The organism is Thauera aromatica, assembly GCF_023093595.1.
In the GTDB taxonomy this organism is placed as follows: domain Bacteria; phylum Pseudomonadota; class Gammaproteobacteria; order Burkholderiales; family Rhodocyclaceae; genus Thauera; species Thauera aromatica_A.
This window is the reverse complement of record NZ_JALLIK010000110.1, coordinates 169,213-182,769: the sequence shown is the minus strand read 5'-3', so window position 1 is coordinate 182,769 and position 13,557 is coordinate 169,213. Positions and strand designations below refer to the sequence as shown.

Annotated in this window: 14 protein-coding genes; 10 read left to right on the top strand and 4 right to left on the bottom strand. The window is 70.3% G+C overall.

From position 1 onward, the window contains the following. Positions 1-6: 6 nt before the first annotated feature. From MXC99_RS16320 to MXC99_RS16300, 5 genes are all read left to right on the top strand, one after another. On the top strand, positions 7-927 hold the full coding sequence (locus MXC99_RS16320) for an SURF1 family protein (RefSeq protein WP_247726469.1): 921 nt from the start codon (positions 7-9) through the stop codon (positions 925-927). Further along, positions 893-1,579, top strand: a complete 687-nt coding sequence (locus tag MXC99_RS16315) for a hypothetical protein (protein WP_247726468.1) — start codon at positions 893-895, stop codon at positions 1,577-1,579. The genes MXC99_RS16320 and MXC99_RS16315 overlap by 35 nt, the downstream gene beginning before the upstream one ends. A gap of 80 nt (positions 1,580-1,659) precedes the next feature. Beyond that, entirely contained in the window at positions 1,660-2,751 is a 1,092-nt protein-coding gene (locus MXC99_RS16310; protein WP_247726571.1) for a COX15/CtaA family protein, read from the top strand. After that, positions 2,748-3,644, top strand: coding sequence for a heme o synthase (gene cyoE, locus MXC99_RS16305; RefSeq protein WP_247726467.1), 897 nt, complete (start codon positions 2,748-2,750; stop codon positions 3,642-3,644). Before MXC99_RS16310 ends, cyoE begins: the two co-directional genes overlap by 4 nt. A 175-nt stretch (positions 3,645-3,819) precedes the next feature. Continuing rightward, on the top strand, positions 3,820-4,476 hold the full coding sequence (locus MXC99_RS16300) for an SCO family protein (RefSeq protein WP_247726466.1): 657 nt from the start codon (positions 3,820-3,822) through the stop codon (positions 4,474-4,476). Positions 4,477-4,532: 56 nt separating this feature from the next. On the opposite strand, the gene rpoH is transcribed toward MXC99_RS16300, so the two are convergent. Beyond that, positions 4,533-5,384 carry an RNA polymerase sigma factor RpoH gene (gene rpoH / locus MXC99_RS16295; protein ID WP_247726465.1) on the bottom strand — a complete coding sequence of 284 codons (852 nt, stop codon included), beginning with the start codon at positions 5,382-5,384 and terminating at the stop codon, positions 4,533-4,535. 271 nt (positions 5,385-5,655) lie between these two features. On the opposite strand from rpoH, the gene MXC99_RS16290 reads away from it, so the two are divergent. From MXC99_RS16290 to MXC99_RS16280, 3 genes are all read left to right on the top strand, one after another. Next, the gene (locus MXC99_RS16290) at positions 5,656-6,729 is read left to right on the top strand and encodes a porin (protein WP_247726464.1); all 1,074 of its coding nucleotides are present in this window, start codon (positions 5,656-5,658) and stop codon (positions 6,727-6,729) included. A 170-nt stretch (positions 6,730-6,899) separates the two neighbouring features. Next, entirely contained in the window at positions 6,900-7,145 is a 246-nt protein-coding gene (locus tag MXC99_RS16285) for a hypothetical protein (protein WP_247726463.1), read from the top strand. After that, entirely contained in the window at positions 7,142-7,555 is a 414-nt protein-coding gene (locus tag MXC99_RS16280; protein ID WP_247726462.1) for a type II toxin-antitoxin system HicB family antitoxin, read from the top strand. Before MXC99_RS16285 ends, MXC99_RS16280 begins: the two co-directional genes overlap by 4 nt. Positions 7,556-7,657: 102 nt before the next feature. Here MXC99_RS16280 and MXC99_RS16275 read toward each other — a convergent pair whose 3' ends face one another. The 3 genes from MXC99_RS16275 to MXC99_RS16265 form a co-directional block, all read right to left on the bottom strand. Then, positions 7,658-8,698, bottom strand: coding sequence for a porin (locus MXC99_RS16275; RefSeq protein ID WP_247726461.1), 1,041 nt, complete (start codon positions 8,696-8,698; stop codon positions 7,658-7,660). A gap of 93 nt (positions 8,699-8,791) precedes the next feature. Then, the gene (locus MXC99_RS16270; RefSeq protein WP_247726460.1) at positions 8,792-9,643 is read right to left on the bottom strand and encodes a class I SAM-dependent methyltransferase; all 852 of its coding nucleotides are present in this window, start codon (positions 9,641-9,643) and stop codon (positions 8,792-8,794) included. 118 nt (positions 9,644-9,761) lie between these two features. Next, positions 9,762-11,843 carry an alkaline phosphatase D family protein gene (locus tag MXC99_RS16265; protein ID WP_247726459.1) on the bottom strand — a complete coding sequence of 694 codons (2,082 nt, stop codon included), beginning with the start codon at positions 11,841-11,843 and terminating at the stop codon, positions 9,762-9,764. Positions 11,844-12,200: 357 nt separating this feature from the next. On the opposite strand from MXC99_RS16265, the gene MXC99_RS16260 reads away from it, so the two are divergent. Further along, positions 12,201-12,662 (top strand): CopD family protein, encoded by a 462-nt coding sequence (locus MXC99_RS16260; protein WP_247726458.1) that lies wholly within the window; start codon positions 12,201-12,203, stop codon positions 12,660-12,662. A gap of 106 nt (positions 12,663-12,768) precedes the next feature. Next, positions 12,769-13,506: an SDR family oxidoreductase gene (locus MXC99_RS16255; protein WP_247726457.1), complete on the top strand. Its 738-nt coding sequence runs from the start codon at positions 12,769-12,771 to the stop codon at positions 13,504-13,506. Positions 13,507-13,557: the final 51 nt, after the last annotated feature.

The window sequence follows — 13,557 nt, the reverse complement described above, 5'->3', positions numbered from 1 at the left end:
ACATCGATGTCGACGCCAGGCGCCAGCGGACTGCCGCCCGGGTGCACGCCAGGCGGCAAGGCTCCCGGAAGGAGGAAGGCTTCAGGAGAGAAGACCGCAGGAGGGGGCGGGGCGGGGCGGGCCTGGCTGCGCGACGGCCTCGCCCTGCTGGCGGGCGTGGCGATGGTCACGCTCACCGTCGCACTCGGCAACTGGCAGCTGCGGCGCGCGCAGGACAAAACCGAACTGCAGGCCGCGCTCGATGCCGTCGCGCAGGGGCCGGCCCGGAGCGCCCCGGCCGACGCGGCGCTCGCCGCCGCTCCCGGCGCCCCCGGTCTGCGCCCCGGGCAGCCCCTGCGGCTGGAAGGGGAGTGGCTGGCGGCGGCCACCGTGTTCCTCGACAACCGCACCCACCGGGGCCGCGCCGGCTATCACGTGCTGACGCCGCTGCGCCTGGCCGACGGCTCGGGTGTGGTGTTGGTCGATCGCGGCTGGGTGGCGGCCGGAACCGACCGCGGCGAACTGCCCGAAGTGCCGGCCGCGGCCGGGCGCGTGGCGCTCGAAGGGCGCCTGCACCTGCCCGAGGCTTCGCCCTTCACCCTGGCGCGGGGCGGGCCGGACGTGGATGGGCGGCGGTGGCAGGTGCTCGACCCGGCGCGACTCGGCGTGCAGCCGGGAATCAGCCTCGCGCCGTGCGCCGGCGCCCGTGCCGGAGCGGACGGCCCGGGCTGCATCGCGCCGTGGATCGTGCAGCAGACGTCGGCTGCGGCCGACGGCCTGGCGCGCGCCTGGCTGCCGCCCGCGGCCGGCGTCGAGCGCCATCGCGGCTACGCCTTCCAGTGGTATGCCCTGGCGGCGCTCGCCGCCGTGCTGACCGCCGGCCATGCCCGGCGCCTGATCTTGCGGAGACGCCATGACCAGCCCGACCTTCGCCGCGCCGGACGCTGAACCGGCGCCCCCGCTGCCGCCCGCGGTGCGCCGCCGGGCGCGCCGCACGCTGCTGCTGCTCGCCGTGGTCTGCGTGCTGCCGGTGCTGGCGTCCTACCTGATGTTCTACCTGTGGCCGCCGCAGGGACGGGTGAACCACGGCACCCTGCTCGCGCCCGTACCCTTGCCCGCCACCGTCCTCGACGGCGCCGGCGGGCAGCCGGCGCTGGCGCGGGCCGAACTGGAAGGGCGGTGGACGCTGCTCATCACCGCCCCTGCGGCCTGCGACGCTGCCTGCGCCCGCGCGCTCTACGTGTCGCGCCAGGCGCACCTCGCCCAGGCCAGGGAGATGGCGCGCGTCGGCCGGGTGTGGCTGATCACCGACGGCGGCGAGCCCGCGGCCGAACACCTTTCCAGCGCCCCCGCCGGTGCCCCGTCCGCCCATCCGCCTGGCGGCGGGCTGCGCCTCGCCCGGGCCGATGCCGCCTGGCTGGAGGTGCTGGCACCGGCGGCGCCGGGCACGATCTATCTGGTCGATCCACTGGGGCAGCGGATGATGCGTTTCGACGACGCTCCCGGACGCACCGCTGCGGCGCAGGCGCTGAGCCGCGACCTGCAGCGCCTGCTCAAGTATTCCGGCCTCGGGCGCACGCCCCCGGGGGCGCGGCCGTGAGCGCCCGCTCCGCCTCCCTTCGCTCGCCGCCGCCAGCAGGCGCCGCACCCGGGGCGCGTACGGCGCCTGCTGGCGGCGCCCTGGCGCTGTATCGTGGGCTGCTGCTCGCGGCGCTGGCGCTGACCTTGGTCGTCGTCGTCTTCGGCGCCTACGTGCGCCTGGCCGATGCCGGCCTCGGCTGCCCGGACTGGCCGGGCTGTTACGGCACCCCTAGTCCGGCGCACGCCGCGGATGCGATCCGCGACGCCCAGGCTGCCGCACCCGACGGCCCGGTGAGCCTGCCCAAGGCGTGGAAGGAGATGATCCACCGCTACCTCGCCGCCAGCCTCGGCCTGCTGATCGTCGCCGTCGCCGCGCTCGCCTGGCGTCTGCGCGCCAGCCCGCGCGCCGCGCCCGGGCTGGCCTTCGGCCTGCTCGGTGTGGTGCTGTTCCAGGGCCTGCTGGGCAAATGGACGGTGACCCTGCTGCTCAAGCCGGCGATCGTCACCGCCCACCTGCTCGGCGGGCTGACGACGCTGGCGCTGCTGGGCTGGCTGACGCTGCGCGCCTGCGCTGCGCTGTGGATCGGCACCGTTGCGCCCGCGGGGGTACGCCCGCCCCGCGCCGGGGCGCTGGAGCGGATCGAGCGGCTGCGTACCGGGGCCCGCCTCGCCTTCGTCCTGCTCGTCCTCCAGATCGCCCTCGGGGGCTGGACCAGCACCAACTACGCTGCTCTTGCGTGCCCTGATTTTCCCACCTGCCACGGCAGCTTCGCGCCCGCGGCGGACTACGCCAATGCCTTTCATGTCGTCCGCGAGCTGGGGATGACGGCCGAGGGCGAGCTGCTGTCGAACGCCGCGCTCACCGCCATCCACTGGTCGCACCGCCTCGGCGCGCTCGTCGCCGGCGGCGCGCTCGCCGTGCTCGGCATGGCGCTGTGCCGGCGCCGCGCCACCGTCGATCTGGGCGCGGCGCTGCTCGCCGTGCTCGCGCTCCAGCTCGGTCTGGGCATCGCCAACGTGCTGCTGTCGCTGCCGCTGGCGTTGGCCGCCGCGCACAACGCCGGCGCGGCGCTGCTGCTCGGGGTGATGGTGTGGATCGTGTTCCGCCTCGGCGCGCCGCGCCCGCTGCCGGTCGCCGGGGCACGGGATGGGGCCGCCGCGCTGCACACGATCGAGGAGGAAAGAGGATGAAAACGTTCGCCCTGGACGCTGCCCGCGCCAGCCGCCTGCGCGCCTTCTACGCCCTGACCAAGCCACGGGTGAATACCCTGATCGTGTTCTGCGCGGTGATCGGCATGTTCCTCGCCGTGCCCGTGGGCCTGCCCGATGCGCTCACCGTATTCGCCGCCACCGTGGGTATCGCCTGCGTCGCCGGGGCGGCGGCGGCGATGAACTGCCTGCTCGAACAGCAGCTCGACGCCCGCATGACGCGCACCCGCGCCCGTCCGCTGCCGCGCGGCGAACTGGCGCCGGCCGAAGCGCTGGCCTTTGCCGGCGTGCTCGGCGGCTGCGGCCTGACGGTGCTGCACCAGGCGGTCAATCCGCTGACGATGTGGCTGACGCTCGCCACTTTCGTCGGCTACGCGGTGGTGTATACGGCGTTCCTGAAGCCGCGCACCCCCCAGAACATCGTCATCGGCGGGGCATCGGGGGCGATGCCGCCGGTGCTCGGCTGGGCGGCGGTGGCGGGGGAAGTCCCGGCCGACGCCTTGCTGCTGTTCCTGATCATCTTCGCGTGGACCCCGCCGCACTTCTGGGCGCTGGCGCTGTACCGCAGCGCCGACTACGCCCGCGCCGGTCTGCCGATGCTGCCGGTGACCCACGGTCCGGCGTTCACCCGGCTGTCGGTGCTGCTGTACACGCTGATCCTGTTCGGCGTCACCCTGCTGCCGTTCGCCACCCGGATGAGCGGCGCGCTCTACCTCGGGGTGGCGCTGGCGCTGGGGGCGGAGTTCATCCGCCGCGCCTGGCAGCTGTACCGCAGCTACAGTGACGCGCGGGCGCGGCGCACCTTCCGCTTCTCGATCACCTACCTGTTCGGGCTGTTCGCCGCGCTGCTGGCCGACCACTACCTGCGGTGGTGAGTGCGCGTGCGAGGGGGGCATGGCAGGGGCGGTACGGCAGGGGGGGCGCGGCAGGGGCTGGCACCGCTGGGCGGGCAGGGCAAGGGCTGCGGCACGGTGTCGCACCGGGTTCCGGCGCGGGCGGCAAAGGGCTACCATCGAACGATTGCCGAATCGCGATAGCACAGGTCCTGCCATGGGTTTCAGCTCCACCCCCTCCACCCCCTCCACCCCCTCCACCCCCTCCACCCTCTATCCGCGCCTTCTGCGCCGGTTGCGCGCGGCTGCGCTCGGGCTGCTCGCGCTCGGCGTGCTCGCCGCCTGCGCGCCGCCCGAACCGGTGTTCCGCAGCACCGACATCAGCGGCGCCGACTACGGCAAGGGCTTCACCCTCACCGATCACCACGGCCAGGTGCGCAGCCTGGCCGATTTCCGCGGCAAGGTCGTGACCCTGTTCTTCGGCTATACCCAGTGCCCGGATGTCTGCCCCACCGCGCTGTCGGGGATGAGCGAGGTTATCGGCCGCCTCGGCGCCGACGGCGAGCGCGTGCAGGTGGTGTTCGTCACCGTCGACCCCGAGCGCGACACCCCCGCGCTGCTCGCCGAATACGTGCCGCTGTTCGATCCGCGCTTTCTCGGCCTCACCGGCAGCGCCGAGGAAATCGCCGCGGTGGCGAAGGAATTCCGTGTGTTCTACCGCAAGAGCGGCGATCTCGAAGGTCATTACACCGTCGACCACAGCGCCGGCACCTACGTCTTCGACCCCCAGGGCCGACTGCGCCTGTACCTGCGCCATGGCGAAACCGCGGACGTGGTGGTCGCCGACATCCAGGCACTGCTCGACGGCAAGTAGGCGCCGGAGCGGGCGCCGGCTTTCGGCCTTCGAGACTGCGCGGGAAGCGCGCTGGGTTACGCCACCGCGGCGAGCATGCCGCGCATCTTCTGCATCGCCTTGGCTTCGATCTGGCGGATGCGCTCGGCCGAGACGCCGTATTCGGCCGCCAGCTCATGCAAGGTGGCGCTGCGGTCTTCGGTGAGCCAGCGGCGCTGGACGATGGCGCGGCTGCGTTCGTCGAGCCCGGCGAGCGCGCTCTTCAGGCCGCGGTCCTGCAGGTAGGCGAGCTGGGCCTGCTCCAGCACTTCGGACGGTTCAGCGTGGGGGTCGGGCAGGTAGGCGATGGGGGCAAAGCGCTCGTCCTCGTCGTCGCTGCCGGCATCGAGCGGGATGTCGCGCCCGCCGAGGCGGGTTTCCATCTCCACTACTTCTTCGGGCTTGACCCCGAGCTGGGTGGCGATGGCGTCGACTTCGCCGGGGTTCAGCGTGGTGCTGTCGCGCTTCAGGCTGCGCAGGTTGAAGAACAGCTTGCGCTGGGCCTTGGTGGTGGCGATCTTCACCAGGCGCCAGTTCTTCAGGATGTACTCGTGGATCTCGGCCTTGATCCAGTGGATCGCGAACGACACCAGGCGCACGCCGCGCGCCGGGTCGAAGCGCTTGACTGCCTTCATCAGGCCGACGTTGCCTTCCTGGATCAGGTCGGCGTGGGGCAGGCCGTACCCCAGGTAGCCGCGGGCGATGGCCACGACCACGCGCAGGTGCGACATCACCAGCTGGCGTGCGGCTTCCACATCGGCTTCTTCGCGCAAGCGTGTCGCCAGCTCCACTTCCTGCTGCTCGCTGAGCATCGGCATCCGGTTTACGGTCTGGATGTACTGGTCCAGACTGCCGGCGGCGGGAACGGGAAACATCAGGGCTTGGGACATGGGCTTGATTCCTCCTTTCGGGCAAATATTAGCACTCGCGGCGTGGGAGTGCTAAGAAGGGGATGAGTTCCGGGGGAGACGTAGCGCGTCACCGCTTACCCGGGTGTTCTGTTGCACGCCTGCAACAAGAATCCCCGGAATGTGGCGTTTCGGTGCGCTCGGGCTTGCAAGGGCGGCGGGCGGTTTGCAGAATCGTTGCAACTTCTCGCCAGAGAGGTGAGTAGGGCCGAGGCGAACGCCTGGGTCTCAACTTCAATTTGAGGAGAAACACATGCAGAAGAAACTGATCGCGCTGGCCGTCGCCGGCCTGATTTCGGCCCCGGTCTTCGCGCAGTCGAACGTCACCGTCTATGGTATCGCCGACGTTTACTATGGCTTCGGCAAGTACGACGACAACAAATTCAACGGCATTGAGAGCGGCGGCATCGCCGGCTCGCGCCTCGGCTTCAAGGGCAGCGAAGACCTCGGCAATGGCCTGAAGGCACTGTTCACCCTCGAATACAGCATCGACCTCGACAAGAACGAAGGCGTTGGCACCGCCGGCGGCCTGCGTGCGCGCCAGCAGTTCGTCGGTCTGCAGGGCGGCTTCGGCTTCGTCGGCGCCGGCCGTCAGTACGCCCCGGGCTACTTCTACGTCGCCAAGTACGATACCTCGGCGATCGTCCCGCTCAGCCCCTACCACAAGTTTGTCGGCGCCAACGGCTCCAACATCCAGGCCGGCAGCGCGTCCCGCATCAACAACTCGATCAACTACATCTCGCCGGACTTCGGCGGCCTGACCGTGAACGCCATCTACGGCTTCAACGAAGTCAACCAGGACGAAAACCGCACCGCCGGCGACCTCGCCCAGATCGGCGCCCAGTACAACAACGGCCCGCTCTCCGTTGGCCTGATCTACAGCCAGGTCAAGCAGGATGCCAGCGCGGTCACCGCCGGTACTTACGCGATCGCCGGCTCCGACGAAACCAAGAAGGAATGGTTCGTCGGTGCGTCCTACGACTTCAAGGTCGTCAAGGTCACCGGTATGTACAACAGCGTCGACGACGCCAGGGTTGATGGCGACACCAACGACGTCTGGGCGCTCGGCGCCATCGTCCCGGTCAGCGCCGCCGGCTCGGTCCGCCTGAGCTACGCCGCTGCCGACAACGACACCGACGACACCGATGCCGACGGCTGGACGGTGTATTACTTCCACAGCCTGTCGAAGCGCACCACGCTGTACACCGGCTACGCCCGCATCAGCAACGACGACGCGACCTCGCACAGCCTCCTCGCCAGCACCGCGGGCCAGGGCGCCGACGAGAACGCCAGCAGCTTCGTGGTCGGTGTGAACCACACCTTCTGATCTGTCTTTCCGACAGCTTGGAAAATCAAAACGGGCCTTCGGGCCCGTTTTGTCGTCTACGGCGGCGGAAACCGAAGGGCGCTATTTCCAGGTGGGGTCCCGATTCAGATGGGTACTCTGCGTTCGCCAGTCTTCTTACTTGATGATATTTCAAGTAGTACTATCATTTTATGAATGCCGCCACCAAGCTACTTGAAGCCATGCGCAACAACCCGCGCGATTGGCGGATCGAGCAACTTCAGACGGTTGCACGGCAGTTGGGCATGGCGGTCCGGTGCGAGGGTGGCAGTCACCATGTCTTCTCGCATGAGGCGGTGACGGAAATGCTGAGCGTCCCGGCACACCGACCGATCAAGCCGGTATATGTGCGCCGCTTCGTGGCGCTGGTTGATAAAGTGAAGGAGTCGCAAGCATGAGCGAAGTCGAGAGCATTCCCCGCGTCGTTCCGCCCTGGCCGTTCGAGGCTTACGCGCACATCATCAGTCCGATTGCCGCGGAGGACGGCGGCGGCTACCTGATTACTTTTCCCGATCTTCCCGGCTGCATGTCCGATGGCGAAACCGAGGCCGAGGCGGTCGAACATGGGCGCGATGCGTTCATTGCCGTGGTTTCCGCACTTGCCGACATGGGGCGCGACATTCCCGCACCGTCATTCAGCCCGGACGATGCGGCCGCGCCGGGCGCGTCCGGCAAGTTCGTCGCTCGTGTGCCGAAATCCATCCACGCCAAGCTCACCACACGCGCCAGGGCCGAAGGCGTGTCGCTCAATACGCTGGTGCTGACGCTGATCGCAGAAGGACTGGGAAGGCGCGAAAGCCGTGCCTGATTCAGGCGGGTGGGATTACGAGGACACGACTTTCCCCTGCCGTCCCTCCCCCCCGAAAAAAACGGGCGCCCAGGCGCCCGTTCGAAGTGGCCGCGGCCGGGCTCAGAAGGTGTGGCGCAGGCCGACGACGAAGTTGTCGCTGTCTTCGCCGAAGACATCGGCGCCGTCGATCTTGTTGCTGGCGAGGTTGGTCTGCTTGGTCAGGCTGCCGTTGTCGTTGCGCAGGAAGCCGGTGTACAGCGTGGTGCGCTTGGACATCGGGTAGGTGTAGGCGAGCACCCAGGACTTGACGTCGTAGTCGCTGCCCTGGTCGGCGTCGAGCTTGCCCCAGGCGACATGGACCTTGCCGCTGCCGGCGGGGACGACGGCGCCGAGCTGGACGATCTTGTCGGTGTCGCCCGCCTTGCCGATGGCGTCCTTGACCTGCTGGTAGGAGCCGAGCACTTTCAGCGCGCCGAAATCGTAGGCGGCGCCGAGCATCCATTCCTTCTGGTCATCGCGCTCGTCGCCGCCTTCGATCTGCTGGAAGGTCAGGCCGGCGGCGAGGGGGCCGTTCTTGTATTCGAGACCGAGGCCGAGCTTGTCGTTGCGGCGGCGGTCGTCGTCCTGGTTGGTCTCGTTGAAGCCGTAGATCGCATTGACGCTGAAGCCGCCGAAGTCGGGCGACTTGTAGTTGATCGCGTTGTCGAAGCGCGAGCCGCTGCCGGCGTCGATCGTCGCCCCGGCCGCCTTGGCGAGCTGGATCTGCGGGCTGAGCGCGCTCGAGCCGGCGGTGGCGTCGTACTTGTTCACGAAATAGCCGGGAGCGTACTGGCGGCCGAGGCCGAGAAAGCCGAAGCCGCCCTGCAGGGCGACGAACTGCTGACGTGCACCGCCGGTGCCGACGCCTTCGTTCTTGTCCAGGCTCAGGGTGTATTCGAGGGTGAACAGCGCCTTCAGGCCGTTGCCGAGGTCTTCGCTGCCCTTGAAGCCGAGGCGCGAACCCGACAGGCCGCCGCTATTGACCCCGGTGAATTTGTTGTCGTCGTACTTGGCGTAGCCGAAGTAAGTGTCGGCGACGCCATACACGGTGACATTGGACTGCGCCAGCAGCGGCGTGGACACGGCGCCCGCGAGCGCCAGGGTGATGAGCTTGGCCTTCATGGTTTCTCCTTGACCGGATGAAAGGAATGAAATCAGGAAGGGCAGTTTCGCAACACGGTGTTACATGGGTGCTACAGCCGGGGCCGGCCTTGCTCAGGGTTTGAAAAAGCGCGTTTCCAGCTCTTCCAGCCCGAGCGTGGCGAGCAGCTCGGCGAGCCGTTCGGCGGCGCGGCGGCCGGGCTGGTCGTGGCGGCGGGCGATGATCAGCTCGTTCTTCATCGAATGCTCCCAGCCCACCAGCTCGGTGACGCTGACCTGGTAGCCGTGCGCTTCGAGCTGCAGGCAGCGCAGCACGTTGGTGAGGTGGCTGCCGAACTCGCGGGTGTGCAGCGGGTGGCGCCACAGCTCGGCGAGGCTGTGCCTGAGTGCCTGCGCTTTGTGCTTGCGCAGCACGGCGGCGACTTCGGCCTGGCAGCACGGCACCAGGACGATGAAGCGGGCCTGTTTTTCGAGGGCGAAACGGATTGCGTCGTCGGTGGCGGTGTCGCAGGCGTGGAGCGCGGTGACGAGGTCGATGCGCGCGGGCAGGCGCGCCGACGTGATCGAGTCGGCCACGCTCAGGTTGTGAAAGCGCATCCCGGCGGAAAAGCCGAGCTTGTCGGCGAGCCGGCGCGAGCTCATCACCAGCTCGTCGCGGGTCTCGATGCCGTGGATGCGTCCGGCGGGCGCGTGCTGCCTGAAGAACAGGTCGTAGAGGATGAAGCCGAGGTAGGACTTTCCCGCGCCGTGGTCGACGAGCTCGATCTCGGGGCGGGCGGCGAGCGCCTCGGCGAGCAGCGGCTCGATGAACTGGTAGAGGTGATAGACCTGCTTGAGCTTGCGTCGGCTGTCCTGGTTGAGCTTGCCGTCGCGGGTCAGGATGTGGAGCTGTTTGAGCAGTTCGATCGACTGCCCGGGGCGGATTTCGGAATGGGCGGCGGGCGGGGCGGTGGGCGCGGTGGTCATGGGCGGGTGCTGGAGCTTGTGCGGAAAGAGTGGAGTGGCGCGGACTGTACTCCCGGGTGGGGGGCGGGACCAAGCCCGATCCGGCGGCGCGGCTCGGGAACGCGCCCGGCGGGGCGCCTCACTCCCAGCGTGACTCGTCTTCCGCGCGCAGGAAGCGCACGCTGCGGCCGTCGCCGAGGAGTTCGCGGATGCGCCACGGCGCGCCGTCGGCATCGAGTTCGACGAGGCCGATGCCGCTGCCGTTGAGCAGCCGGCGCCCGGGGGCGGCACCTTCCGGAGTGCGCGGGATCACCCGCATCCGGCGCCGGCGGGTGAGCCAGTTCAGTGGCGAGCGCGGCGAATACAGCCAGCGGTTGGCGCGGTCGAGCACGGCGAGCAGGCGCGGGGGGAATTCGTTGCGCACTCCGCTGCTGCAGATCTGCCAGATGTCCGGTCCGCGCACCCGGCCGCGGAGCTCGACGTCATAGACGAAGGAGTAATGGACGTCGCCGGAGAGGACGACGAAGTGCTGCGGCGTCTTGCGGTGGCGGAAGATGTTGAGGATCGCCTGGGCCGCGCCGCGGTGCGCCATCCAGTTTTCCGCATCGACCAGTAGCGGGTGGCCGAGCCAGGTGAACAGGCGCTGGATCACTTCGATCAGCTTGACGCCGAAGATCGGTGCCGGCGATACCAGCAGCACCGCGGGGTGGCCGCGCAGGGTGTGCTGGAGGTCGGTCAGCGCCTCCCAGTCCAGCAGCCCGGAGGGGCGGCGGGCGGCGAGCTCGGAGCGCCAGCGGTGGGTGCGGGTGTCGATCACCACCAGCGGTGGCGTGGTCGGCCATGCGTAGTGCCAGGCATCGAAGGCCTGCAGCCGCTCGAGGCAGGCGTCGTGGGCCGCGCTGCCCGGCGCGGCCAGCGCGCCGGCGAGGGCGTCGAGCAGCGCCGGGGGGAAGGCTTCGGGGCAGTTGCCCCAGCCTTGGTTGATCAGGTAGGCGGCGAGCGCGTTGCCCAGCACACGGCGCGAGAAGGCGTGGCCGTAGGCGGTTTCCTCCCACTCGCGGCTCAGGTTCCAGTCGTCGGTGATGTCGTGGTCGTCGAAGATCATCGCCACCGGCAGGTGGGCGAATACCCGGCGCACCGCCGGCAGCTCGGCGACGAAGGCTTCGAGTGCGCGCTGCTCCTGCGCGAACAGCGCACGTTCGCGGGCATCGAGCGTGGGCGGCGGGTCGATCTCCAGTCCCTGCCAGGGAACGGGCGACCACACCAGCAGGTACATCGCCAGCACTTCGGCGAGGGTGATCAGGTGGTTGTGCGCGTTCGCGGTGGTGAATACCGGTTTTTCCGCGCCGCCGAACAGGATGTCGACCAGCGCGCGGTGGTGGGGCAGGCGCGGCAGCAGGGCTTCGCGCCGGTAGTAGCCGGCCGGGTGCGCATACAGCGCGCCGGGTTCGGCGAGGGCGGGATCGTCGGTGCCGGGGAGGGCTTCGGCGGGCAGGCCGAGGGCGGCAATCAGGCGGTGGATCGCGCGCAGCATGGGGCCGGCGACGTCGTCGGCGTAGATCTGGTCGCCGGTCATGACCAGCGCCGAGGGCCAGGCGGGGAGCGCGTCGCCGTCCGCGTCGGCGCCGTGGCCCGGAGGCGCGGCGGGTGCGGTGTGGCCGCTACCGGCAGCGTCCTCGTCGGTGCCGCCTGTGGCGGTGCCGGGGCGGTCCGTGCCGGCGGCGATGCAGCGCGCGAGCAGGCGGTCGGCGGCGGCCAGGCCATCGCCGCCGAGGTGGTGCGGCCTGCGGCAGGAGCCGTGGAGCAGGGCGTGCACCGTGGGCATCAGGACGAAGCCGGGCGAGCTTTTGCCCGGATAGCACAGGTCCGGCGCCCAGTCCTGCCAGCCCTGCCAGACCGGCTCGTCGCCGTCGAGGGGCTGCAGCGCCAGGTCGTAGCCGATCCAGCAGCCGGTGGGCAGCGCGGGATCGAGCGCCAGCTCGAGCAGCAGGTAATGCAGCCGGGCACCGGCGGCGAGATGGCGGCAGCCGGCCTCGCCCGGCGCGAGGGTGTGGCGGCGTGGGGTGCCGTCGCCGGCGTCCAGGCTCAGGCGGACCCGCGCCGGGGTGCGCAGGGCGAGCCAGATCGTCAGTCGCGCGGGCGTGAGCCGGCGCAGGATCGGGCCGGCGAGGACGAGGGGCGCGGCGGGGGCGGACGACGGGACGCTGGGGGAGGTCGGCATGGGGCGGGGCGGCAGGGACCGGGCTGCGGGACGGGGGGCTCGAAGGGGCCGGAAGGGTGAAGAATGCCGCCTCGCGCCCGCCCCGCAGAGGGTGGCTTGCGGCAGGGCGGATGTGCGCAAGGGTGGGGCGATTATCGCCCAGTTCGAACCGCGGCTGTGCCACCGGAGCCGGGACGCCGCCGCCGTTTTGCCATCTCCCTGTGCAGGGGCGCGGGCCGCCGCGGTTTCGATGCGTGCGCGGGGGGCCTGTACCCGGCCGGCGCCCCGGGGGAACCCGTATGCGCCGTTTCGATGCGCGCGCGCGGGGCGCATTTGCGGCACAATCTCCTTTACCTGTCCGCCCGGGAGTCCGCAATCATGATGCTCGATCCCCTCTTGCTGCTGCTGCACGTCGCCGGTGTCGTGGTCTGGGTCGGCGGCATGTTCTTCGCCTACATGTGCCTGCGCCCGGAAGCGGCCAGCCAGCTTGAGCCGCCGCCGCGGCTGCGCCTGTGGCGGGGCGTGCTGGCGCGCTTTTTCACCTGGGTGTGGGTGGCGGTGGCGGCGGTGCTCGGCAGCGGTCTGCTGCTGATCGGGCGCGCCGGCTTCGCCGCGGCGCCGCTCAACCAGCACCTGATGCTGCTGCTCGGGCTGGCGATGATGGCGATCTTCGTGTACGTGGTGTTCGTGCCCTATGCCGCTCTCGCCAGAGGAGTGGAGGCCGCGGACTGGAAAGGCGCCGGCGCCGCGCTCGGGCGCATCCGCCAGCTGGTGGGGACGAACCTCGTCCTCGGCCTGCTGACGATCGCGCTCGCGACCGCGGGGCAGCTGTTCGGCTGACGCCGGCCGGCAGCCCGGTGGGGTGTGCCCGCCGTGACGCCTCGCCCCGCCCCGTGGCGGCGGGCGCGTGGCGTGCGGCGATGGTCGCGACGAGGAGAAAATTCACATGATCAAGGCCATCGTCAGCGGCCATAGCCGCGGCCTCGGTGCCGCCCTTGCCGACGAGCTGCTCGCACGCGGGATTGCGGTGCTGGGGCTCGCGCGCCATACCAACCCGGTGCTGGCGGCACGCCACCCCGGCCTGCTGCAGGAGGCAGTGCTCGATCTCGCCGATCCTGCTGCGCTTGCCGCGTGGCTGGAAGACCCTGCGCTGCATGCTTGGCTGGCCGACGCCGGTACGGCGCTGCTGGTGAACAACGCCGGCACGCTGCAGCCGATGGGCCCGCCCGCGCTGCAGGACCCCGTTGCGGTGGCGCGTGCGGTGACGCTCAACGTCGCTGCGCCGCTGATGCTGAGCGCCGCCCTGTGCGCCGCGGCTCCAGCGTCCTGCATCCGCCGCGTGCTGCACGTCTCCAGCGGCGCCGCGCGCAAGCCCTATCCGGGCTGGAGCGTGTATTGCGCGACCAAGGCCGCGCTCGACCACCACGCACGCGCGGTGGCGGCCGACGGCGTGGAGGGGCTGCGCATCTGCAGCCTGGCGCCGGGCGTGCTCGACACCGGCATGCAGGCCGAAATCCGTGCCACGCCGCTGGCGCGCTTTCCGCTGCGCGACCGCTTCGCCGAAATGCAGCGCAGCGGCGGCTTGGTGGCGCCGGAGGAAGCCGCGATGCACCTCGTCGATTACCTGCTCGATGAGGGCTTTGGCGCCGAGCCGGTGGCCGATCTGCGCGAACTCACCGGCTGAGCCGGGGGAGGCTTTTCCGCGGGCACGCCCGCGCCCATCCGGCCCGCCGCA

Coding starts and splice junctions, on each gene's coding strand:
- MXC99_RS16315 (WP_247726468.1), top strand. CDS start 893: ATGACCAGCCCGACCTTCGCCGCGCCGGACGCTGAACCGGCGCCCCCG.
- MXC99_RS16300 (WP_247726466.1), top strand. CDS start 3,820: ATGGGTTTCAGCTCCACCCCCTCCACCCCCTCCACCCCCTCCACCCCC.
- MXC99_RS16255 (WP_247726457.1), top strand. CDS start 12,769: ATGATCAAGGCCATCGTCAGCGGCCATAGCCGCGGCCTCGGTGCCGCC.
- rpoH (WP_247726465.1), bottom strand. CDS start 5,384: ATGTCCCAAGCCCTGATGTTTCCCGTTCCCGCCGCCGGCAGTCTGGAC.
- MXC99_RS16320 (WP_247726469.1), top strand. CDS start 7: ATGTCGACGCCAGGCGCCAGCGGACTGCCGCCCGGGTGCACGCCAGGC.
- MXC99_RS16260 (WP_247726458.1), top strand. CDS start 12,201: ATGATGCTCGATCCCCTCTTGCTGCTGCTGCACGTCGCCGGTGTCGTG.
- MXC99_RS16290 (WP_247726464.1), top strand. CDS start 5,656: ATGCAGAAGAAACTGATCGCGCTGGCCGTCGCCGGCCTGATTTCGGCC.
- MXC99_RS16280 (WP_247726462.1), top strand. CDS start 7,142: ATGAGCGAAGTCGAGAGCATTCCCCGCGTCGTTCCGCCCTGGCCGTTC.
- MXC99_RS16265 (WP_247726459.1), bottom strand. CDS start 11,843: ATGCCGACCTCCCCCAGCGTCCCGTCGTCCGCCCCCGCCGCGCCCCTC.
- cyoE (WP_247726467.1), top strand. CDS start 2,748: ATGAAAACGTTCGCCCTGGACGCTGCCCGCGCCAGCCGCCTGCGCGCC.
- MXC99_RS16275 (WP_247726461.1), bottom strand. CDS start 8,698: ATGAAGGCCAAGCTCATCACCCTGGCGCTCGCGGGCGCCGTGTCCACG.
- MXC99_RS16270 (WP_247726460.1), bottom strand. CDS start 9,643: ATGACCACCGCGCCCACCGCCCCGCCCGCCGCCCATTCCGAAATCCGC.
- MXC99_RS16285 (WP_247726463.1), top strand. CDS start 6,900: ATGAATGCCGCCACCAAGCTACTTGAAGCCATGCGCAACAACCCGCGC.